Below are 20738 nucleotides of genomic sequence, written 5' to 3'. Positions count from 1 at the left end.
ACCCCCGCCGCCGCGCCGCTCAACACGCCGCCCCGCAACGGGAGGCGCCTTATACGACCCCACCCGCAAAACCGTCAACTACATATTTGCAAAAAAATGACGGGGCCGTGACGGCCCCGTCTCATACCCCCGGAACTCCGGGAAATGCTGCTTACTGACCGGCCTTCAGACGGGTCCAGCTGCGCTTCAGAAGCCTGTCGTATTTGGCCGAACGAGCCAGCATCGGAAACAGATTCTTCTTCACCGCCTCGGAGGGATAGACCGAGGGGTTGTTCTTCACGTCGTCGTCGACCATCGGCATCGAGGCCGCGTTCGCGTTGGCGTAAAGCACGTAGTTGGAGATATCCGCCGCGATCTGCGGCTCCATGATGAAGTTGATGAAGGCGTGGGCGTTCTCCGGATGCGGCGCGTCGGCCGGGATGGCCAGCATGTCGAACCAGATCACCGCGCCTTCCTTCGGGATCACGTACTGGATCTCGACGCCCTGATTGGCCTCGGTCGCACGGTCGGCGGCCTGCAGGATGTCGCCGGAATAGCCCATCGCGAGGCAGGTCTCGCCGTTCGCCAGGTCCTCGATATATTGCGAGGAATGGAAATAGCGCAGATGCGGGCGGATCTTCGCCAGCATCTCCTCCGCCTTGGCGAGGTCGTCGGGCGATTCGCTGTTCGGATCGAGGCCGAGATAGTTCAGCGCGGTCTGCACCACGTCGGTCGGCGCGTCGAGCAGGCTGACGCCGCAATCGGCGAGCTTGGAGACCACCGCCGGGTCGAAGAACAGGTCCCAGCTATTGGTCGGCATCTCGCCGAGCCGTTCCTTGATCGCCTTGACGTTATAGCCGAAGCCCGTGGTGCCCCACATATAGGTCACGGAATGGGCATTGTCCGGATCGTGCAGGGCCACGCGCGCGGCGATCACCGGATCCATGTTCGCGAGGTTCGGCAGCTTGTCCTTGTCGAGCTTGCGGAACACGCCCGCCTTGATCTGGCGCTCGAGGAAGTTCGCCGTCGGCACCACCACATCGTAGCCGGTCGAGCCGGTCAGCAGCTTGGCTTCCAGGATCTCGTTGCTGTCGAAGACGTCGTAATTGACCTTGATCCCGGTCGCGGCCTCGAACTTCTGGATCGTGTCCTCGGCGATATAGTCGGACCAGTTATAGACATTCAGCAGCTTTTCCTCGGCCCGGACACTCCCCGCGCCCAGAACCAGAGCGGCGACTGCGATCGCCGGGATGACTTTGCTTACCCTCATTTCAGCGGCTCCTCGTTGCGCCCCGGCTTCCGGTAAGAGCTCGTGCCCCCGGAAACCACTTTATTTCATAGCGCGCCACACGGGTCGCGTGAAATGGGGATTTTTCGCCGCCCGGCAGAAAGCGTTTGAAAGCAGGATCGCATACGTTATGATGACAGGCATCCAGATGCCTTTCAGGGCAAGTCCAAGCCTCCGCCCTGTTCAACCTGGTACCGGGCGCGTTTCGACGCAGCCCGGTCTTTTTTTGCGTCCGTCCCTCAGGTTCCCGACGCCAGCCCGACCAGGGTCCGCGACAGGCTTTCCGGTACCCGGATGCCGTCCCGCGCCGTCGTCTCGCGTGCCTTGCGCCGCCGGTCGCCCGGAAGCCTCACCCCTTCGTCGGCAAGCATGCGCTCGAACAGCAGATCGGCATGGGCCGCGAAACCGCCCGCATCCCCGAAACGGGCCGGATCGAGGGCGATGATCAGCTCGCCGCCGACCGGCGGGCCGCCGTCGCCATTGTCCTCCGCCTCCGCCTCGAAGCTCAGCCTGTCGCCGATCAGGGCGCCGGCCAGCAATTCGACCATCATGGCGAGCGCGGCCCCCTTGTAGCCGCCGAAGGCGAGCTGGGCGCCGCCCTCGAGAATCGCCTTGGGATCGGTCGTGTCCTTGCCGTCCCTGTCGATCCCGGCGCCGAGCGGCACGGAATGCCCGTCCCGGGCGGCCAGCATGATCTCGCCCCGCGCCATGGTCGAGGAGGCCTGGTCGAAGACCATCGGGTGTTTGCCCGGCCGCGGCCAGGCGAAGGCCATCGGGTTGGTCCCGAAGATCGGCGTCCGCCCGCCAGGCGCGACCACGTAAGGGAAGGCCGCGGTAAAGGCGAAAGCGGCCAGTCCCTGCTCGGCCAGCGCCTCGGTCTCCGGCCAGAGCGCGGCGAAGTGATAGATATTGTTGAGGGCCAGCGCGGCGATCCCGTTCGCACGCGCCCGCGCCACCAGCGGTGCCCGGCCGGCCTCAAGCGCCAGCGGCGCGAAACCGTCGTCCCCGTCGACACGAACGACGCCCGCGGCGAGTTCGCTCACCGCCGGGCGCGCCTTTCCGTTCGCCTTGCCGCTCTTCAGCGAGGCGACATAGCCCGGGATCCGAAACAGACCGTGGGAGTGGCAGAGATCGCGCTCCGCCGCAGTGACGATATCCGCCACCGCACGCGCATTCTCCGCGTCGGCGCCGTTACGCTGGAGGCACGACACGGCAAGCGCGTGCGCCTCCTCCAAGGTCATCGAAACAGTCTGCATGGGCTCCCCTCTCTTCGAAGGAGAGCTAAGCACGGATCGCCTGGGCGGAAAATCCGCATTCCGGCACGAAACCCGTCAGACCATGCCGTCGGCGAAGTAGAACATCAGTCCGATCAGCGCCGCCGCGACGCCGAACCCGGCAAGCGACGGCCAGATCCCGTAATGCCGGCTGTCATCCTCGATCTCGTGATCGCTGAGACCGACATCGTCGTCGGTCGGGTGGTCGGGATTTATCTGCATCATTGTCTCCTCACCCGTTCAGCATCTTTGGCAGCCAGAGTGCGATCTCCGGGAAGAACAGCACCATCATCAGGCCGATGAACTGCAGGCCGATGAAGGGCAGCACCGCGATGAAGATTTCCTGCAGGGTAATCTCCTTCGGCGCGACCGACTTCAGCCAGAAGCAGGCCGGACCGAAGGGGGGCGACAGGAAGTAGATCTGGATGTTCATCACGAAGAGCACGCCGAACCAGACCGCGGCCCACTCGGGCTCCAGTCCGAGCTCCGGCGCCATGCCGACGACAACCGGCGCGAAGATCGGCACGGTGATGAACAGGATCGCGATCCATTCCATGAAGGTGCCGAGCACCATCAGCACCGCCATCATGACGAAGATGATGCCGATCGGCGGCAGATCGAGACCGGAGAACAGGCTGCGCATGAAATCGCCGCCGCCGACCAGGTTGTAGATCCCGACGAAGCTGACCGCACCGAGGATCAGCCAGATGATGGTGCCCACGGTCGTCATGGTCTGGGCGAGCGCGTTCTGCAGCATGGTCCAGTTGAAGCGGAAACGGATCGCGGCGATCACGATCGCGCCGAACACCCCAACGCCGGCGGCCTCGGTGATCGAAGCGATCCCGCCGTAGATCGAGCCCATGACGCAGAAGATCAGGAAGATGGAGAGCACCACCGCCGCCATCCGGTTGCTGGAAAGCGACTTGCTCGTGCCCTGCCGCGCCGCGGCCTCCTCCGCCGTCGGCGCGAGGGACGGATTGAGGGCACAGCGGATCAGCACATAGATCACGTAGAACAGCGCCAGCATCAGGCCGGGCACCGCGCCCGCCATGAAGAGGTCTCCGATCGAGACCTGGGCCGAGAGAGCGTAGACGATCATGACGATGCTCGGCGGGATCAGGGTCGCGAGAGAGCCCGAAGCGCAGATCGTTCCGATGGTCAGTTTCCGGTCATAGCCGAGCCGCAGCATCTGCGGCAGCGCGACCAGCCCGAGCATGACGATCTCGCCGCCCATGATGCCGGACATCGCCGCCATCACCACCGCGACGACGACGGTCTGCACCGCGACGCCACCCCGCAGATTGCCGGCGAAGATGGACATCGCGTCGAACAGGTCCTCCGCGATCCCCGCCTTCTCAAGGATCGAGGCCATCAGCACGAAGAGCGGCACCGCGACCAGCGGATAGTTCTCCAGCAGGCCGTAGGCGTTGGTCGAGACGAGATAGAGCCCGCGCGGGCCGAAGAACAGCAGAGCGCAGGCGATCGAGACGATGAGTGTCACCACACCGAGCGGCATGCCCGTCATCATCAGGGCGATCAGGGCGATCACGATGCCGATGCTGACCGTCGCGATATCGTAATCGCGCAGACTGAAGACCTGGGTCGGATCGAGCGCCTCGGCCACCCCGCTCATCATGCTGTGATAGCCCCCCAGCAGGCTGTCCTCTCCGGCGAAGTGGACGGTGCCGACGGAAACGAGGCGCAGCAGCAGCAGAACCGCGACGGCAACGACGATCGAACGGGCAACAAACGAGTAAAAATGCCGGTTGGTGTTGACGAGCAACTGGCAGAGATAGATCACCGCGCCGAGCGCCAGGATCGATTTCAGCACCGTCGGCATCGGCGAGTTCCAGGCCGAACCCGCGCGCTCCACCAGCGAAACCGCTTCGAGCGCCCGCACCAGCGTGTCGTCGGCGAGCATGAACAGGGCCGCGATGCCGACCACCAGCGCCAACAGGTCGAGCCACCAGCGAGTCCGGGCGCTGGCCATGAGATAGAAGACGGTGATGCCGATGTGACGCTTGTGAAAGGTCACATAACCGGACGAGATCATCCAGGCCGAGGCGCAGAGCACCATGACGACCTCGAACGCCCATTGCGTCGGAGCATGGAAGACGTAACGGGAGACGACCTCCCAGATGGTGACGGCAGCGCACAACAGGTAAAACTGCGCGACCGCGAGCCCCGAGAAACGGCTGAAGCCGCCCATCGCGGTCCCGAGGCCACGGACCATTCCCGTCCCCCCTCGACTGGATCCAAGAGATGGAACCGGCGGACGCGCATGCGCCCGCCGGGCGTCTGTTGGAGGTCCCGGATCAGTCGAGCAGACCGATCCGCTTCATGTAGGCGATATGAACGTCAAGCGCTTCCTGGGCGAGCGGGCTCTTCTTGCCGTAATCCTTCCAGGCCTCGACGGCGATCTTGCGAAACTTGTCGCGGTCGGCCTGCGGCCAGTCGACGACGGTGATGTCGCCGCCCGCCTTGTCCTTGGCCACCAGATCATGGTCCTGGAGATCGGCCTCGCGCCGCATGGTGGAATAGGCGGCCACGTACCAGGTCTCCAGCATCATCCGCTGGGCGTCGCTCAGCTTGTTCCAGACGTCCTTGTTGACGACGAACTGGAGCACGGCCATCGAGTGGATGCCCGGATAGATCGGGAACTTGGCGATCTTGTGCATGCCGCTCGCCGTGTTGTTCACGTAGGCCGAGGCATCGGCCGCGTCGACGATGCCCTTGTCGAGCGCGGTATAGACCTCTGAGAAGGGCAGCGAGACCGGCGAGGCGCCGGCCCGGCGGAACACTTCGGCGGCAAGACCTTCCGGCGAACGGATCTTCACGCCGGCGAGATCGTCGACACCCCGGATCGGCTTTTTCGCCACCAGCGCTTCCTTGGTGTAGGGACCGCAGCCGATCACGTGGATCTTGCCGTTGGTGTACTTGTCGTAGAGCTTCTGCAGGATCTCCTTGCCGCCGCCATGCATGCAGAAGGTCTGGACCTGCTCGGCCGTGTCGTAGCCGGCGATCAGGTCGCCGATCATGGCAAAAGCCGGGTCACGCCCGGTGAAGTAGGAAACCGCGTTCAGGTCTCCGTCGAGGATGCCGTTCGCCACGGCATCGATGGTCTCGCGGTGCGGCACGACGGCCTTGGTCGGCAGCACTTCGATCTTCAGCTCACCGCCGGACATGACCGCAAGCCGGTTGGCCCAGTCCTCGGTCATGAAGCGGTGCGCCCAGTCTCCCGCGGCGGAACTCGCCTGAACCTTGAGCGTCTTGGCCTCGGCCATTCCCGTCATGGCGACGAGCAACGCCGCGCCAAGGGCTACAAATCCCTTTTTCATTTCTGGTCCTCCCTTTTGGTACCTGGCTTAGTTCGTTGCAGACCCGATCTTTGATCGCCGGGTTCGGTACGGATGCAGCCTAAGGGAGCTTTTTGTCGGGGCCAAGGCCAACGGCCGGTAGAGGGACAAAAAAACGCGGCTCGCGGTTACCGCGACGGGAAACGGAAGTACCTTCGCACCCCCGATTCTACCGGACCGCTGTTCGCCAATCCGTCAGGCGCCAAGTTTCTCCGCCACGAAATCGAGACGGTCCTGCCCCCAGAAGAGTTCCTCGTCGATGATGTAGGACGGCGCACCGAAGACCCCGCTATGCATGGCGTGTTCGGTGTCCTCGTCGAAGGCGGCCTTGGTTTCGGGGCTTTCCGCCGCCTTGAGCAGGGACGACGCATCGAGCCCCGCCTTGCGGCAACATTCACCGAGAACCTCGGGATCGTCGATCGAGAGATCCTTCTCCCAGAGCGCTTCCAGGATCAGGGTCGAGAGCCTGAGCGCGTCTCCCCCGGCAAGCCGGGTGGCCGTCACCAGGTGGAGCGACAACGGTGTCTTGGCGGGGAAATTCTGCGGTTCGATCACCATCGGCAAACCGAGACGCTTCTTCCATCGTGCCAGTTCGACAAGCCGGTAGGCGCGGCGCTGCGGGGCCCGCTTGGGCAGGGGAAGACCGCCGGACTGGGCGAAAACAGCGCCGAAATCGACGGCATAGACATTGACCTCCGCCCCGACCTTCCGGGTCATTTCCATGAAGCGGCGCGCCCCGAGATAGCTCCAGGGGCTGGAAGTGGTCATGAAATAATCGACGGTCACGGCCATGGTCAGGTACCTCCCCTACGCGCGCCCGACGCCTTGCGGGTCACCGGATCCGGACCCCGGTCCAGACGACGGGATCGAATCAAGGTACACTTTCCGCTGCGGATCAAGCCCCGGTTTCCCGGAGTGCAAGGATCGCCCGCGCTGTCATCAGATCGAGATGGGCGCCGCCGCCGTTCTTGAAGAGCGTGATCTCGTACCCGTTGTGCCGGCCGCTTCGCCCGGCCACCAGATCGTAGAGGTCAGGAATTTCCCGCTCGCGCTCGATCAGCCCGGCGGCACGCGGAATGGCGATGTCTCCCACATGGTCCAGCACCGTCTCGCGGCAATCGACAAAGATCGCGGCCTTGGCGATCAGGTCGTCGTCCGCCTCGCGCATCTCCGGCGTGAACCCGCCGACCAGATCGACATGGGTTCCGGGCCGCACCCAGGCCCCCTTCAGGACCGGATCCCGCGACATCGTTGCCGCCGCTATGATATCGGCCGATGCGATGGCGTCCGGGAGCAACGGGGCACTGGACACGGGAAGCCCGTCGGCTTCGAGAGACGCGACGAGTCTTTCCGAGCGGTCCGGAGTCCGGTTGAAGACTCGGATCTCCCGCAAGCCGGGGAAGATCTCCGCATAGCCGCGCGCCAGCGTTTCCGCGACGCGACCGGCACCGATGATCGTCAGAACCCGGCTGTCAGTCCGTGCGAGCAGACGCGCGCCGAGCAGGGAATCCCCGGCCGTCTTCCAGTCCGTCACCATGGATCCGTCGAGCACGGCTTCGGGCGTCGCCGTCTTGTCGGAGAAGACCAGCATCGCCGCCTGAACCGTCGGCAATCCGGAAGCTGCATTACCGGGCATCACCGTCGCCGATTTAACCCCGAGACCAAGCCCGTCGATCCAGGCGGAGCGGGACAGGAGGGCCTCGTCGCCGCGCTCCAGCAGCGTATCGCCGATCCTGGCCCGTGGCAGACGATGGCCCGCCTCCAATGCATCGACCACCGCTTTCCAGGTCAGGCGGCCGGCGACCTGTTCCGGTCCGACGAAGGGCAGGCTCATGAGAAATCCTCCCGTTTCAGCCGATAGAGGACGTGACGGCGCAGCGGATGGTCCGGCGCCAGATTGGGATGATCGAAATCGTCTTCCGGGTCCCGCGTCATGCCGAGCCGCTCCATCACGGCCCGCGAGCGCAGATTCGCGGGCACCGTAAAGGAGACGATCTCTGCGAGGCCGAGATCCCCGAAGCCGAAGGCAAGCGACCGCCGGGCCGCCTCGGTCGCGAAACCGTGGCCCCAATGTTCCTCGGCGAGGCGCCAGCCGATCTCGACCGCCGGCATGAAAGGGGCCTCGAAGCGCGGCACCGAGAGGCCGGTCCAGCCGATGAAGGCACCGGTATCCTTACGCTCGACGGCAAACAGGCCGAAGCCGCGTGTCTTGAAATGCGCCTCGACCCGGTCCAGCAAGTCGTCCGACTCGGCGCGTGTGAGTTGCTTCGGCAGGAACTCGGTCACTTTCGCCGAGCCATTCAGCGCGGCAAACGGTGTCCTGTCCTCCGGCTTCCAGCGGCGGAGAAGCAGGCGTTCGCTCTCGATCATGGGTCAGGCTCCGGTCGCGGCGTCGTGCAGGGCGCGGAGATCCTTGCGCACGATCTTCCCGGTCGTCGTCATCGGCAGTTCGGTGACGAAGGCGACGTGACGCGGATATTCATGCGCCGCGAGCCGGGATTTCACATGTTCCTGGATCTGTTTCGCCAGCTCGTCGGTTCCGGCGATGCCGTCCTTCAGCACGATATAGGCTTTCACCGCCTGGGTGCGGAGCGGATCCGGCACGCCGATCACCGCTGCCATGGCGACGGCGGGATGACCGACGAGACAATCCTCGATCTCGCCCGGGCCGATCCGGTAGCCCGCCGAGGTGATGACGTCGTCGTCACGCCCGACATACCAGAAATAGCCGTCGACATCGCGGATGCCCTGGTCACCGGTCAGCAGCCAGTCACCGGCGAACTTCTTCTCCGTTGCGTCCGGATTGTTCCAGTATTCGAGGAACATCACCGGATCACCCTTTGCGACGGCGATATTGCCCGGAGTCCCGTCGGGCAGCGCGTTGCCGGCATCGTCGACCACCGCGACCTCGTGCCCCGGAATGGCGCGCCCCATCGAGCCCGGCCGGACCTCCATGGTCTCGGCGCAGTTGCCGACCACGAGATTGCATTCCGTCTGGCCGTAGAACTCGTTGATGGTGAGACCGAAAGTCTCCCGCCCCCAGTCGAGCAGCTCGGTCCCCAGTGTCTCTCCGCCGGACGCGACGGAGCGCATGTCGTAGCTGAAACGCTGCCGCGGGGTCTCGACCTGGCGCATCAGTTTCAGGGCGGTCGGCGGCAGGAAGGCGTTGCGGACGCCATGCTCCTGCATCAGCCAGAAGGCTTCCTCCGGGTCGAACTTGCGCGCCCGGTAGGCGAGCACCGGCACGCCGTGATGCCAGCTCGGCAGCAGCACATCGATCAGCCCGCCGATCCAGGCCCAGTCCGCCGGCGTCCAGAAAAGGTCTCCCTTCTTCGGAAAGAAACTGTTCGGATATTCGACGCCCGGCAGGTGGCCGAGCAGGACCCGGTGCGCATGCAGCGCGCCTTTCGGCGGCCCGGTGGTTCCCGAGGTGTAAATGATGAGCGCCGGATCGTCCGCCCTGGTGTCGACGATCTCGAAACGCTCGGACGCGCGTTCCATGGCCGGGCCGAGCGCGACGAAGCCCTCACCGTCTTTCGCCACGTCGGTCACGAAGACATGGCGCAGTTCCGGCAGCTGGTCGCGGAAGGTCCGGATCTTCGCGAGGCCGCCCTCGTCGGTCACGACCGCCGCGGCCCCGGAATTCTGCAACCGGTAGACCAGCGCCTCCTCGGCGAAGAGGGTGAAGAGCGGGATCGCGATCATGCCGGCCTTATAGATCGCGGCATGGGCGATCGCCGTCTCCGGGCGTTGCGGCAGCAGGATGGCGACACGATCCGCACGGCCGAGCCCGCTTGCACTCAGAAGGTTGGCGAACCGGTTCGAGGCGCGGGCGATGTCGCCGAAGCTGAAACGCTCGACCGTTCCGTCCTCGGTCCGGTAGATCAGCGCAGGCGCCGCCGGGTCCTGCCGGTCGGCAATGTCGCGGCCGATATTGTAGCGCTCCGGAATTTGCCAGGCGAATTTCTGGCAAATCTCCTCATAGGTGCTGCCGGTCGGAAGCATGGTCGAAAGGCCCCAAGAAAGACGGATCGGAAAAAGACCATGGAATGCGGCGTCCGGCCAGTGGAAACCGGCCGGACATCCGTTCGCGTGGTTTGCCGTCAGTCGGCGACGGCGATGCGGCCCTCGACCACTTGGTCGGCGATCCGGCCGGTGAGTTCGGCCAGATGATCGAACGCCCCGTCATAGAACCCGATTCCGCCGGTCTGGGAGCGGATCTCGATGATCAGGTCCCTGGTCTCGCTCTCCGGCAGATAGGCCTCGATCTCGTCCCAGCCGTTCCAGCTCTCCTTCGCCTGGAAGCCGAGGATCTGCCCGCGCCGTCCTGTCACGATCCGCTGGACCCGTGCCGTCGAGTCGTTCGGCACCGAGATCACCACCCTCTGGATCGGCTCCAGCAAAACCGGCTGGCATTTCGCCAGGCCCTCGTTCATCGCCATCCGGGCCGCGGTCTTGAAGGCCATGTCGGAGCTGTCGACCGCGTGGAACGAGCCGTCATAAAGCTCTACCGCAACGTCCACGACCTCGAAGCCGAGCGGCCCCCGGCGCATATAGTCCTTCACCCCTTCCTCGACGGCCGGGATGTACTGTTTCGGAACCGCACCGCCAACGATACTGCTCTTGAAGGCGAAGCCCTCGCCCCGGCTGAGCGGCGCGATCTTGATCTTCACGTCGCCGAACTGGCCGTGGCCGCCGGTCTGCTTCTTGTGCCGCGCATGCTGGTCGGCGCCCTTGCGGATCGACTCCTTGTAGGGCACGCCCGGCGCGTGGCTCTCGACCGCGAGCTTGTAGCGCCCCTCGAGCCGCTCCAGCATCACCTTCAGATGGGTGTCACCCTGGCCTCTGATGACCAGTTCGCCCAGCGCGGCACTGTGCTCGACCCGGAAGGACGAGTCTTCCTCGCCGAGTTTCGTCAGCGCACCGGAAAGCTTCACCTCGTCGCCGCGGCTGGTCGGTGAAATCGCGAGCCCGTAGACCGGCGTGAGCGGTTCCGGCCAGTCCAAGCGCGCCTTGCCGTCCGGAGTCAACAGATCGCCGGTCGCGATCTCGTCCATCCGGCCGAAGGCGGCGACGTCACCCGCCGAGACCGAAGAGACCTTGTCCATCTTGGCGCCAAGCAGATGATTGATGCCGCTGACCCGCTGCCCGTTCAGTTCGTCGCCGTCCTTCACCGTGCCGCGCCAGACCCGGACATAAGAGAGCTTGCCCACATGCGAAGCATGAACCGTCTTGAAGACCTGCGCGACCGGGCCGTCTGACTGAGGAATGCCCAGACGCTCGGCGGTGCTGTCCGCGCCCGGGGCCTCGTGCCGCAGGGTCTTCAGCAGGCGCTGGATGCCATGATCCTTTTCCGCTCCGCCGAGCAGGATGGGAACGACGAGGTCGTGCTGCAGGGTTTCGGTCAGCTGCGCATAGACGTCGGGCGCCGCCGGTTCGACCTCTTCCAGCAGCTTCTCGAGCAACCCGTCATCGAAATCGGACAGCGTCTCCAGCATCTCGTTGCGCGCCTCTTTTTCGCGGTCGAGGACCGAGTCGGGCAGCTGCACCAGTTTGGAAGGCTTGCCGTTCTGGTACTGGTAGGCGCGCTCGCTGACGAGATCGACAAACCCGGTGATCGCCTCGCCGTCGCGGATCGGCACCTGGCGCAACGCCAGAGGGCGGTCGGAGACGTCCTGCAGTGCAAGCACTAGATCGCGGACCTGCTCATGAGAATCCTCGATTTTGTTGACGAAGATCACGTGCGGAATGTCGTGGGCGTCGAGGAATTTCAGATAGTGGGTCAGCGCCGGGACCTTGGAGACCTCGGGCTCCGCCACGACGATGGCGATATCCGCGACCATGCAGGCATTGCGCATGTCCTGACTGAATTCGAGGTTCCCCGGCGTGTCGATGAAGGTCCATTTTTCGTCGAGATAGGCGCCTTGCCCGACATTGAGCTCGGTGCTGGCCTGACGTTTGCGCGCTTCCTCGGCGCTGTCGCCGACGGTGTTTCCGTCCTTGACCGTCCCTTTCTTGTGCAGGGTCCCCGTCGCCAGGAGCAGCGCCTCGAACAACGAGGTCTTGCCGCTCAGATAGGGACCCACAAGCACCGCGCACCGGGCGGTGTCTCCATTCTTGCCTGTCATGAAATCCTCCCTGTGAATGCCGGTTCCAGCCCGATATGGGGCGTTCCGGTCCTCCTCTTGGCCGAGGCGGTTTCAAGCCGGCACAACGCGCTGGCACCAGGGAGCGGCGCGAGCGCGCGCGCCACCGTCATTCCCGCACGAGTCCGGGCGGGAGGCAAGGAATTTCACCGATTCGCAGGTTCAGGAATTGGCCCCGGACATGTGCCGCGCGGCGATGTAGCCGAAGGTTACGGCGGGCCCGAGCGTGATCCCGCCGCCCGGATAATTTCCGCCCATGATGCTCGCCGCGTCGTTGCCCGCCGCATAGAGGCCCGGGATCGCTTGCCCCTCCCCGTCCAGCACCTGCGCGTTCGCATCGGTCCGCAGCCCCGCGAAAGTGCCGAGATCGCCGATCTCCAGCCGGACGGCGTAATAGGGTCCCTCGCCGATCGGCGCGACGCAGGGATTGGGCTTGTGTTCCGGGTCGCCGAGGGAGCGGTTGTAGGCAGTGCTGCCCTTGCCGAACTCCGGATCCTCGCCGCGCGCCGCCGGGCCGTTAAAGGCCTCGACCGTGGCACGCAGCTGCGCGGGATCGGCGCCGATGGCCGTTGCCAGGTCTTCCAATGTCTTTCCGGTGAAGAGATAGCCGCTCCTGATGTGCTGCTTGTAGGGCACCGGGAACGGCTTCACGAAGCCGAGGCCGTATTTGCGCAGCACCCGGTGATCGACGATGAAATAGGCGCAGATCTCGCCGCCCTCCTCCATGCAGCGCGCGTACATCGCCTGACAGAAATCGTGATAGGAGTGCGACTCGTTCACGAAACGCCGGCCGGAGCGCGTGACCGCAATCACCCCCGGCTTCGAGCGGTCGACGAAGTGCGGGAAGGTGCCGCGCGTGCCGTCGGACCAGACCGGGCGCGAGATCGGCACCCAGGCCGCCGCGTGCGGCAGGTCGTCCTGCACCGCCGCACCGATGCTCTCGCCGAGCCGGAGACCGTCGCCGGTATTGCCCGGAGGCGCCGGGCTCAAGTGCTCATGGCCGGAGGGCGCGTGCGGGAAGAGTTGCTTGCGCCGCACCGGATCGTGCGGAAATCCGCCCGCCGCCAGCACCACGCCCTTGCGGGCGACGATACGCGTACGTCCCTTCGGCGTATCGATCTCGGCGCCGATCACCCGTCCGGCATCATCCCGCAACAGCTCGCGCACCGGGGCGCTTGTGCGGATCTCGACGCCTTTGTCGAAGCAGGATTTCGCCAGCCGCGCGACCAGCGCGTTGCCGTTCATCAGCCGCATCGAGCGGCCGTGGAAGAGCAGGTCGCGCACGAACTTGAAAAAGAGGATTGCGACAAAATAGGCCGAGACCGGCGAGCGTGTGACATTGAAGAAATGCAGCAGCTCCTTGCCGGTGCCGATCATCAGGCCGAAGAAGGTGATCTCCTTCAGCGGCTTGCGCAGGCGCTTGATCTCCGGGCCGAGTTCGCGACCGTCGAAGGGCCGCGCGACGATCGAGCGCCCGGCATCCATGCCGCCCGGCGCGTCCGGATGGTAGTCGGCGAAGGTCGGGCCGAGATCGAACTGAAGACTGGTCTCGTTCTCGTAGAACTCGACCGCCTTCGGTCCGGCTTCCAGAAAGGCGTCGACGCGGGCCTTGTCGTAGAACGCGCCAGCCTCGTGCTTCAGATATGTTTCCGCCGCTTCCCGGCTGTCCTGGATCCCGGCGCGTTTGCCTGGGGCATTGCACGGGATCCACATCCAGCCGCCGGAGCGCGCCGAGGTGCCGCCGAAGACCGGCTCCTTCTCCACCACCAGGACCGAAAGCCCGCGATGTGCCGCCGAAACCGCGCTGGCGAGACCACCCGCACCCGAGCCCACCACAAGGACGTCGTAACTCTCCGTCGGATGCCGATCCGCCGCCATTTCCGTCTCCTCCGTTCGATTTCTTTTTTCTTTCAACTCTAGCGGCTTCCGCCCGGCGGTCTATCGCCGTAATTGTCATGAAAGAATGAAAGAAACCGGAGGAAACGGAATGTTCGAAGACAGGCTTGTGCTGGTTACCGGCGCGGGGCAGGGACTGGGCGCAGCCATGGCGCAAGGCTTCGCGGACAAGGGCGCGCAGGTGATCTGCGCCGATATCGACGCGGCGGCGGCGGAACGGACCGCCATCCTGATCGGCACCGGGATCGCGCTGCGCCTCGATGTCTCCGACCGCGCATCGGCCGACCGTGCGGCGGCCAAGGTCGCCGAGGAACACGGACCGATCAATGTCCTCGTCAACAATGCCGGGATCTGTCCGCGCAACCGCATCGACAGTCCGGACGTGGCGGAAACCTGGCGCCGGGCGATGGACGTCAATCTCGACGGCACGCTCAACATGACCCTCGCCTTCGTTTCCCAGCTGCGCGAGACGCGGGGAACGGTGATCAACATGGCCTCTGTCGCGGCCTTCGTCTCGACCGCGACCTCGATCGCCTATTCGACCTCGAAGGCGGCGGTGAAGATGCTGACCCAGAGCCTCGCCCAGGAACTGGCGCCGGACGGGGTGCGGGTGAACGCGATCGCCCCGGGCCCGATGAAGACGGACATCACCCTGCCGACCCGCGAGGATCCGGAACGCTACAAGCAGTTCCTGACCCGCATTCCCCTCGGCCGCTTCGGCGAGCCGGAGGAACTGGTCGGACCGGCGCTGTTCCTTGCCTCAAACATGTCGAGCTACGTCACCGGCACGACCCTGGTGGTCGACGGCGGCTATCTCGCGGTTTAGGCCGAGACTGCCTCGCCGAGCTCATTGACCGCCTTTCCGATCGCGGCGTCCACCGCCTTCTCCCAGACGGCGGCGCTGTCGGTATCGGCGCCCGCCGGATAAAGGATGCCGCGCGATGAATTGACGATCCCGCCCTCGAGCCCGTTCGGGCCCTTGACGAAGCCGTTGACCGCATCGGCGGCACTACCGCCCTGGGCGCCGTAACCGGGGACGAGGAAGATCGTGCGCGGCAGGATCTCGCGGATCCGCTCCGCCTCGCCCGGATAGGTCGCACCGACCACGATGCCGAGCGAGGACCAGCCGGTCTCCGGACCTTCCATCTCGCCCGACATCTGGCTCAGGCTGTCGGCCACGGTCTCGGCGAGGCTGCGGTTGCCAATCTTGAGGTCCTGATAGTCGCCGGAGCCGGGATTGCTGGTCTTCACCAGGATGAAGAGCCCGCGCCCGTTGGCTTTCGCGGTCGTGAAGAAGGGCTGCAGCGTGTCCCGGCCGAGATAGGGATTGAGGGTGATCGCATCGGACGGCATCGGCGCGTCGGCGGCGAGGTAAGCGCCGGCATAGGCGTCCGCCGTGCTGCCGATATCGCCGCGCTTGGCGTCCAGGAGAACCAGCATCCCGAGCCTGCGGGCATGGGCCGAGACCTCGTCCAGCATGCGCATGCCGCGCCAGCCCATGCGCTCGAAGAAGGCGATCTGCGGCTTCACCACCGCCACCCGGCCCTCGGCCCGGTCCAGCATCGCCTTCAGGAAGGCCTCAACCGCCGGCGCCGTCAGCGGGTTGCCGGGGGACATGTCGCCGTCACGGAACAGCGCCGGGATCTTGTCGAGATAGGGGTCGAGACCGAGACAAAGCGGGTTGCCGAGCGCGCGCACGCGTCCGATCAGGGCATCGCCGAAATGCTGCATGGAAATCTCCGGAGAAGTTTCCAGCTTATAAGGCGAAGCCCTCCGCCCTGTCCACCCCGCGCGGCCCGCTTGCGACGGCCGAAAACGGGTCGGTCCGGCTCAGGGAATCCGTTCGACCCGGAGCACGTTGGTCGACCCGGGCGTGCCCATCGGAACGCCTGCGGTGATGACGATCTTCTCGCCCGCCTGCCCGAACTCTTCCGACTTCGCCACCTCGACCGCGCGCTTTACCACGGCGGAGAAGCGCTGCTCCTGCTCGACATGGACCGCATGGACGCCCCAGGCCATGGCGAGGCGTCGCGCCGTCCGCTCGTTCGCGGTAACACAGAGGATCGGCACCGCCGGCCGTTCGCGCGAAGCGCGGACCGTGGTCGAACCCGAGGTCGTGTAGGTGACGATGCAGGAGGCGCTCACCGTCTCCGCGACCTGCCGGGCCGCGAGGGTGATCGCGTCGGAGACCGTCGGTTCCGGATCGTCGTGGCTGGCATTGATGATCTGCTGGTAGATCGAGTCGCCTTCGACCTCGCGGATAATGCGGTTCATCATCTCGACCGCCTCGACCGGATAGTCGCCCGCCGCCGATTCCGCCGACAGCATCACCGCGTCCGCCGAATCGTAGACCGCCGTCGCCACGTCCGAGGCCTCGGCGCGGGTCGGCGCCGGGCTGGTAACCATGGAATCCAGCATCTGCGTCGCCACCACGACCGGCTTGCCGAGGGAACGGCAGAGCTTGATGATCCGCTTCTGCAGCATCGGCACCTTTTCGGGCGGCATCTCGACGCCAAGATCGCCGCGCGCCACCATGACGCCGTCGCTCAGCTCGCAGATCTCCTCCAGCCGGTCGATCGCCGCCGGCTTTTCCAGCTTCACGATGATCGCCGCCTGGTCGCCGATCAGCTTGCGGCCCTCGGCGACGTCTTCCGGACGCTGCACGAAGGAAAGCGCGACCCAGTCGACCCCGATGCTGAGGGCGAAGGAGAGGTCCGACTTGTCCTTCGCGCTGAGCGCCGAGAGGCCGAGCATCACGTTGGGCACATTGACGCCCTTGTTGTTGGAGAGCGGGCCGCCGGTCAGGACCTTGGTCTCGGCGAAACCCTCGCCGCACTTGGTGACGAGGAGCCGGATCTTGCCATCGTCGAGCAGCAGCTCGGTGCCCTTTTCGATCGCTTCGAAGATTTCCGTATGTGGCAGGCAGACGCGTTTCTGGTCGCCCGGCGTCCGTTCCAGATCGAGCCGGAACTTCGCGCCGGCCTTCAGCTCGATCTTGCCGTCCTTGAAGCTGCCAATCCGGAGTTTCGGACCCTGCAGATCAGCCATGATGGCGATCGGGCGGCCGGTCTTCTTCTCCAGCTCCCGGATGACCCTCAGCCGCTCTGCATGATCCCGGTGCGAGCCGTGGCTGAAATTCAGGCGGAAGACATCGACCCCGGCCCTGAACAGTTCCTCAATGCGCTCCGCGGTCGAACTTGCCGGACCAAGCGTGGCGACGATTTTCGTGTTTCTATATCTTCTCATGATGCCAGTTAAACGCGAGCCAGATGACAATTCAAACCGTCATTGCGGGACCTGTAACGATCACCGGATCAGGATAGCCCGGAAGTCGTTCACGTTCGTGAGCGTCGGTCCCGTCATGACCAGCCCGCCCGCCTTCCCGAAGAAGCTATACCCGTCATTGTTTGCAAGATAGGGCTTCGGATCGGCCAGGCCATCCGCCAGCCGCGCGTGGATCGACCCGGTCATTACGCAGCCCGCATTGTCCTCGGTGCCGTCGATCCCGTCGGTGTCGCAGGCGATCGCGGAGATGCGCTCGCGGCAATCAGGCATCCGCTCCTGCATCGTGACCAGAAGCGAGAGCAGGAATTCGGCATTCCGCCCGCCGCGCCCGGAACCGCGGACCGTGACAGTCGTCTCGCCCCCCGAGAGCAGAACCGCCGGCGCGCCGAGCGGCTGCCCGTGGCGCGCCACTTGCGCCGCGATGGCGGCATGCATCTTTGCCACCTCCCGGCTCTCGCCCTCGATCGAGTCGCCGAGGATCAGCGGGGTCACGCCTGCCGCCCGCGCAGCCTCCGCCGCCGCCTCGAGCGAGCGCTGCGGTGCCGCGACGAGGTGGGTCTCGGTCCGCGCGAATGCCGGATCGCCCGCTTTCGGCGTCTCGTTTCGCGGATCGTCGAGCAGCGCCCGAACCCCGGACGGAATCTCGAGGCCATATTTTTTAATGATGGCGATAGCGTCGGCGAGGGTCGTCGGGTCCGGCACGGTCGGACCGGACGCGATGACGTCGAGATCGTCTCCGGGCACGTCGGAGATCGCGAGCGTCACCAGCCGTGCCGGTGCCGCCGCGGCGGCAAGTCTGCCTCCCTTGATGGCGGAGAGATGCTTCCTCACGCAGTTCATCTCATGGATCGTCGCGCCTGATTTCAGCAGCGCCCCGTTCAACGCCTGCTTCTCCTCGAAATCGAGACCTTCGGCCGGCGCAGTCAGCAATGCCGAGCCGCCGCCGGAAATCAGACAAAGCGCGAGATCGTCCGGACCGAGGGTCTCGGCGATCTCGAGAATGCGCCGGGCGGCCTCGCGACCGTTTTCGTCCGGTACCGGATGAGCCGCCTCGACAATCTCGATCTGACGGCAAGGCAAGGCATGCTCGTAGCGCGTCACGACAAGTCCGGAGTAGGACAGGTCCGGCTGCCTCTCCTGCATGTAATCCTCGACAGCCTTCGCCATCGCGCCGCTCGCCTTGCCGGCCCCGAGCACGACGATGCGGCCCGCGACAGGCTCAGCGAAGACCCTGTCCAGAAACGGCGGGAGACAGCGCCCGGGGTCGGCCGCAGAAACGGCGGCGTCGAACAGCGATTTCAGAAAGTCTGCCTCGGAACTCATGTCACTCCCTCGCAAAAGCGGGCCGAGTCTATTCCGGGCATCCTCCCCGGACAAGCGGCCCGGAGCCGCTTGCCAGCGGTGCTCAAAAAGGCGATAGATCGCTTCGATTACAGCCTCTCGCTCTGGATAGACATGGCCACGATCCTGACCGACCGGGACCCGGCACCATACGGGGAACGCAATCCCGACGGTGCCTCCCGCCTGCTCTTCATCTCCGACCATCACCGCAACACGGTCCCGGTCTCGCTCGACCGGCTCGGCCTTCCGGATGACGAACTCGGCCGGCATATCGGCTACGATATCGGGATCGAATGGGCGGGAAACTACCTCTCCGACCGGTTCGACGCGCCGATGGTGCACTCCTGTTTTTCGCGCTTGGTGATCGACTGCAATCGGGTGCCCGAAGCCCCCGGCTCGATGCCGGAAGTCGCGGACGGGACGGAGGTTCCCGGCAACTGGGCTTTGACCGATGCGCAGCGCAACGCCCGGCGGCGCGAGATCTTCGAGCCCTATCATGCCGCCATCCGAAGCCGGATCGAGGCGATGGAAGCGGATGGGCGGATCCCGGTCGTCGTCGCGCTGCACAGCTTCACGCCGCAGCTTCGCGACGGCGGCACCTGGCGTCCCTGGGAGATCGGCATTCTCTGGAACGAGGACGAGCGCCTTGCCCGTCCGCTGATCGATATTCTGCGGGAGGATCTCACTCTCTCCATCGGCGACAACGAACCCTATTCCGGCAGAGGGGTGGGCGGCTTCTCGCTCAATGCCCATCCGGAAGCGCGCGGCCTGCCGCATGTCGCGGTCGAGTTCCGTCAGGACCTGATCGCCGACGGGGCGGGCGCACGGAAATGGGCGGAGATTTTCGGGAACGCTCTGGAAATCGCGCTGGCGTCCATTACTCTCTGAGACAGGAAACGAACGCGCACCGCGCGAGGGAGTGGAAGCAATGAGCCATCCGGCAGACAAATTTGACCAGCAGACCCGTACCGAACTCGAGGCCGCCGCCTTCCGGCGGCTGCTCGCCCATCTCGACGAGCGCAAGGACGTGCAGAATATCGATCTGATGAACCTCGCCGGTTTCTGCCGCAACTGCCTCTCGAAATGGTACCTGGCGGAGGCCGAGTCGCGGAATCTCGAGCTCGATTACGACGCGGCACGGGAAATCGTCTATGGCGAGCCGTACGGCGACTGGAAGGCGAAGTACCAGAAGGAAGCCTCCACCGAGCAGAAAAAGGCTTTCGACGCCGAGATGGCGAAACAGAGTCACTGAGGCATCAAGCAGCGCTTGATGGGAGCGGACGGCCTGACTATTGTCCGCTCGTTTTTTCCTTCCAGTTACGGGGATATTTCATGACCGATGTCGGCGGTATCGCTGCGGACCAGCTGCGTTCCTATATCGAACGGATCGAGCGGCTCGAAGAAGAGAAGGCCGCGCTGGCCGCGGATATCAAGGACGTGTTCGCGGAAGCCAAGGGCAACGGCTTCGACGTGAAGACGATGCGCCAGATCCTGAAGCTCCGGAAACTGGACAAGGACGATCTGCAGGAGCAGGAGCACCTGCTCGAACTCTACAAGGTCGCGCTCGGCATCGAATAGCTTTCACAAAGCGATCACGTGATAGCAGAGGATCCGGCTGACCTCGGCGCCATCCTCGGAGATCGGCAGTAACACGACTTCGATATCCACTTTGACGTCGTTCACCGTCTTCACCCGGCGCCATATCCCGTGAACCGGAGCGCGTGCGGTCGCGCAAAGTTCGAGCGCTTGCTGGAGAACCTCCTTCGTCGGCCCGGGGAACACGGCACTGGACACAAACTGACGCGTGACAAGTCCGTATATCTTTGCAAGCCCCGTTCCGATCAGGCTGAACTGGAACGGGTCATTGCCGTCCATCACCTTGATCATCGCGAGATTCGGCAGGAAGTCGAACAGGTCGATCGGATCGACCTCGCACCGTCTGGGTCCGATGCGATCGGCTCTGAGATCGTTCCATTGCGCGACAATCTGCCTGACCCGGTCGCTTTCGAGGATTGTTCCTTCCCCGATCACTGCAGTTTCTAGGGGCGTATCCTCTGAGCTCACGTGAATTCCGCTTTCACTTCGTTTTGCATTTCCGAACGCATATTAGCATGCAGCGTAATGCGGCGGAGTATTTCCGCCAAGCATTGCAACAACCCCACTTGGCGCGCGG

Annotated in this window: 19 protein-coding genes; 4 read left to right on the top strand and 15 right to left on the bottom strand. The window is 64.8% G+C overall.

Going from position 1 to position 20738, the window contains the following annotated elements:
• Positions 1–151: 151 nt before the first annotated feature.
• The 11 genes from IG122_RS22530 to IG122_RS22480 all read right to left on the bottom strand — a co-directional run bounded on the left by IG122_RS22530 (position 152) and on the right by IG122_RS22480 (position 13921).
• Complete coding sequence (locus IG122_RS22530) at positions 152–1249, bottom strand: polyamine ABC transporter substrate-binding protein (protein WP_193188822.1); 1098 nt, start codon at positions 1247–1249, stop codon at positions 152–154.
• Between the two features lie 257 nt (positions 1250–1506).
• Positions 1507–2523 (bottom strand): Ldh family oxidoreductase, encoded by a 1017-nt coding sequence (locus tag IG122_RS22525; protein ID WP_193188821.1) that lies wholly within the window; start codon positions 2521–2523, stop codon positions 1507–1509.
• Between the two features lie 75 nt (positions 2524–2598).
• Complete coding sequence (locus tag IG122_RS22520) at positions 2599–2763, bottom strand: hypothetical protein (protein WP_193188820.1); 165 nt, start codon at positions 2761–2763, stop codon at positions 2599–2601.
• 10 nt (positions 2764–2773) lie between these two features.
• Positions 2774–4774, bottom strand: a complete 2001-nt coding sequence (locus tag IG122_RS22515; protein WP_193188819.1) for a TRAP transporter large permease subunit — start codon at positions 4772–4774, stop codon at positions 2774–2776.
• 82 nt (positions 4775–4856) lie between these two features.
• Positions 4857–5879: a TRAP transporter substrate-binding protein gene (locus IG122_RS22510; RefSeq protein ID WP_193188818.1), complete on the bottom strand. Its 1023-nt coding sequence runs from the start codon at positions 5877–5879 to the stop codon at positions 4857–4859.
• A gap of 213 nt (positions 5880–6092) precedes the next feature.
• A complete protein-coding gene (locus IG122_RS22505) occupies positions 6093–6689 on the bottom strand; it encodes a 2-hydroxychromene-2-carboxylate isomerase (RefSeq protein WP_193188817.1) in 597 nt (198 codons plus the stop codon).
• A 103-nt stretch (positions 6690–6792) separates the two neighbouring features.
• Positions 6793–7731, bottom strand: a complete 939-nt coding sequence (locus IG122_RS22500; RefSeq protein WP_193188816.1) for an ornithine cyclodeaminase family protein — start codon at positions 7729–7731, stop codon at positions 6793–6795.
• Positions 7728–8267 (bottom strand): GNAT family N-acetyltransferase, encoded by a 540-nt coding sequence (locus IG122_RS22495; RefSeq protein ID WP_193188815.1) that lies wholly within the window; start codon positions 8265–8267, stop codon positions 7728–7730. Before IG122_RS22495 ends, IG122_RS22500 begins: the two co-directional genes overlap by 4 nt.
• A 3-nt stretch (positions 8268–8270) precedes the next feature.
• Positions 8271–9902 carry an acyl-CoA synthetase gene (locus IG122_RS22490; RefSeq protein ID WP_193188814.1) on the bottom strand — a complete coding sequence of 544 codons (1632 nt, stop codon included), beginning with the start codon at positions 9900–9902 and terminating at the stop codon, positions 8271–8273.
• Positions 9903–10000: 98 nt separating this feature from the next.
• Entirely contained in the window at positions 10001–12025 is a 2025-nt protein-coding gene (locus tag IG122_RS22485; RefSeq protein WP_193188813.1) for an elongation factor G, read from the bottom strand.
• 180 nt (positions 12026–12205) lie between these two features.
• Positions 12206–13921 carry an FAD-dependent oxidoreductase gene (locus IG122_RS22480; RefSeq protein WP_193188812.1) on the bottom strand — a complete coding sequence of 572 codons (1716 nt, stop codon included), beginning with the start codon at positions 13919–13921 and terminating at the stop codon, positions 12206–12208.
• 109 nt (positions 13922–14030) lie between these two features.
• On the opposite strand from IG122_RS22480, the gene IG122_RS22475 reads away from it, so the two are divergent.
• On the top strand, positions 14031–14765 hold the full coding sequence (locus tag IG122_RS22475) for an SDR family NAD(P)-dependent oxidoreductase (protein WP_193188811.1): 735 nt from the start codon (positions 14031–14033) through the stop codon (positions 14763–14765).
• Here the strand turns inward: IG122_RS22475 and pyrF are convergent.
• The 3 genes from pyrF to IG122_RS22460 all read right to left on the bottom strand — a co-directional run bounded on the left by pyrF (position 14762) and on the right by IG122_RS22460 (position 18547).
• Positions 14762–15670 (bottom strand): orotidine-5'-phosphate decarboxylase, encoded by a 909-nt coding sequence (pyrF, locus tag IG122_RS22470; RefSeq protein WP_193188810.1) that lies wholly within the window; start codon positions 15668–15670, stop codon positions 14762–14764. The genes IG122_RS22475 and pyrF overlap by 4 nt on opposite strands.
• A gap of 99 nt (positions 15671–15769) precedes the next feature.
• Positions 15770–17185, bottom strand: a complete 1416-nt coding sequence (pyk, locus tag IG122_RS22465) for a pyruvate kinase (RefSeq protein ID WP_193188809.1) — start codon at positions 17183–17185, stop codon at positions 15770–15772.
• A 60-nt stretch (positions 17186–17245) separates the two neighbouring features.
• Positions 17246–18547, bottom strand: coding sequence for a glycerate kinase type-2 family protein (locus IG122_RS22460; RefSeq protein WP_193188808.1), 1302 nt, complete (start codon positions 18545–18547; stop codon positions 17246–17248).
• A 78-nt stretch (positions 18548–18625) separates the two neighbouring features.
• On the opposite strand from IG122_RS22460, the gene IG122_RS22455 reads away from it, so the two are divergent.
• The 3 genes from IG122_RS22455 (at position 18626) to IG122_RS22445 (ending at position 20143) form a co-directional block, all read left to right on the top strand.
• Positions 18626–19453, top strand: a complete 828-nt coding sequence (locus tag IG122_RS22455; RefSeq protein ID WP_319024954.1) for an N-formylglutamate amidohydrolase — start codon at positions 18626–18628, stop codon at positions 19451–19453.
• Positions 19454–19493: 40 nt separating this feature from the next.
• Positions 19494–19817, top strand: coding sequence for a DUF1244 domain-containing protein (locus IG122_RS22450; protein WP_193188806.1), 324 nt, complete (start codon positions 19494–19496; stop codon positions 19815–19817).
• A gap of 80 nt (positions 19818–19897) precedes the next feature.
• Complete coding sequence (locus IG122_RS22445; protein ID WP_193188805.1) at positions 19898–20143, top strand: DUF2312 domain-containing protein; 246 nt, start codon at positions 19898–19900, stop codon at positions 20141–20143.
• A gap of 3 nt (positions 20144–20146) precedes the next feature.
• Here the strand turns inward: IG122_RS22445 and IG122_RS22440 are convergent, their stop codons facing one another.
• Positions 20147–20596, bottom strand: a complete 450-nt coding sequence (locus IG122_RS22440; RefSeq protein WP_193188804.1) for a PAS domain-containing protein — start codon at positions 20594–20596, stop codon at positions 20147–20149.
• Positions 20597–20738 lie beyond the last annotated feature (142 nt).

Source organism: Nisaea sediminum, from assembly GCF_014904705.1.
Lineage (GTDB): Bacteria > Pseudomonadota > Alphaproteobacteria > Thalassobaculales > Thalassobaculaceae > Nisaea > Nisaea sediminum.
The sequence above is the reverse complement of the archived record's forward strand: the minus strand, read 5'-3'. Positions and strand labels throughout refer to the sequence as shown.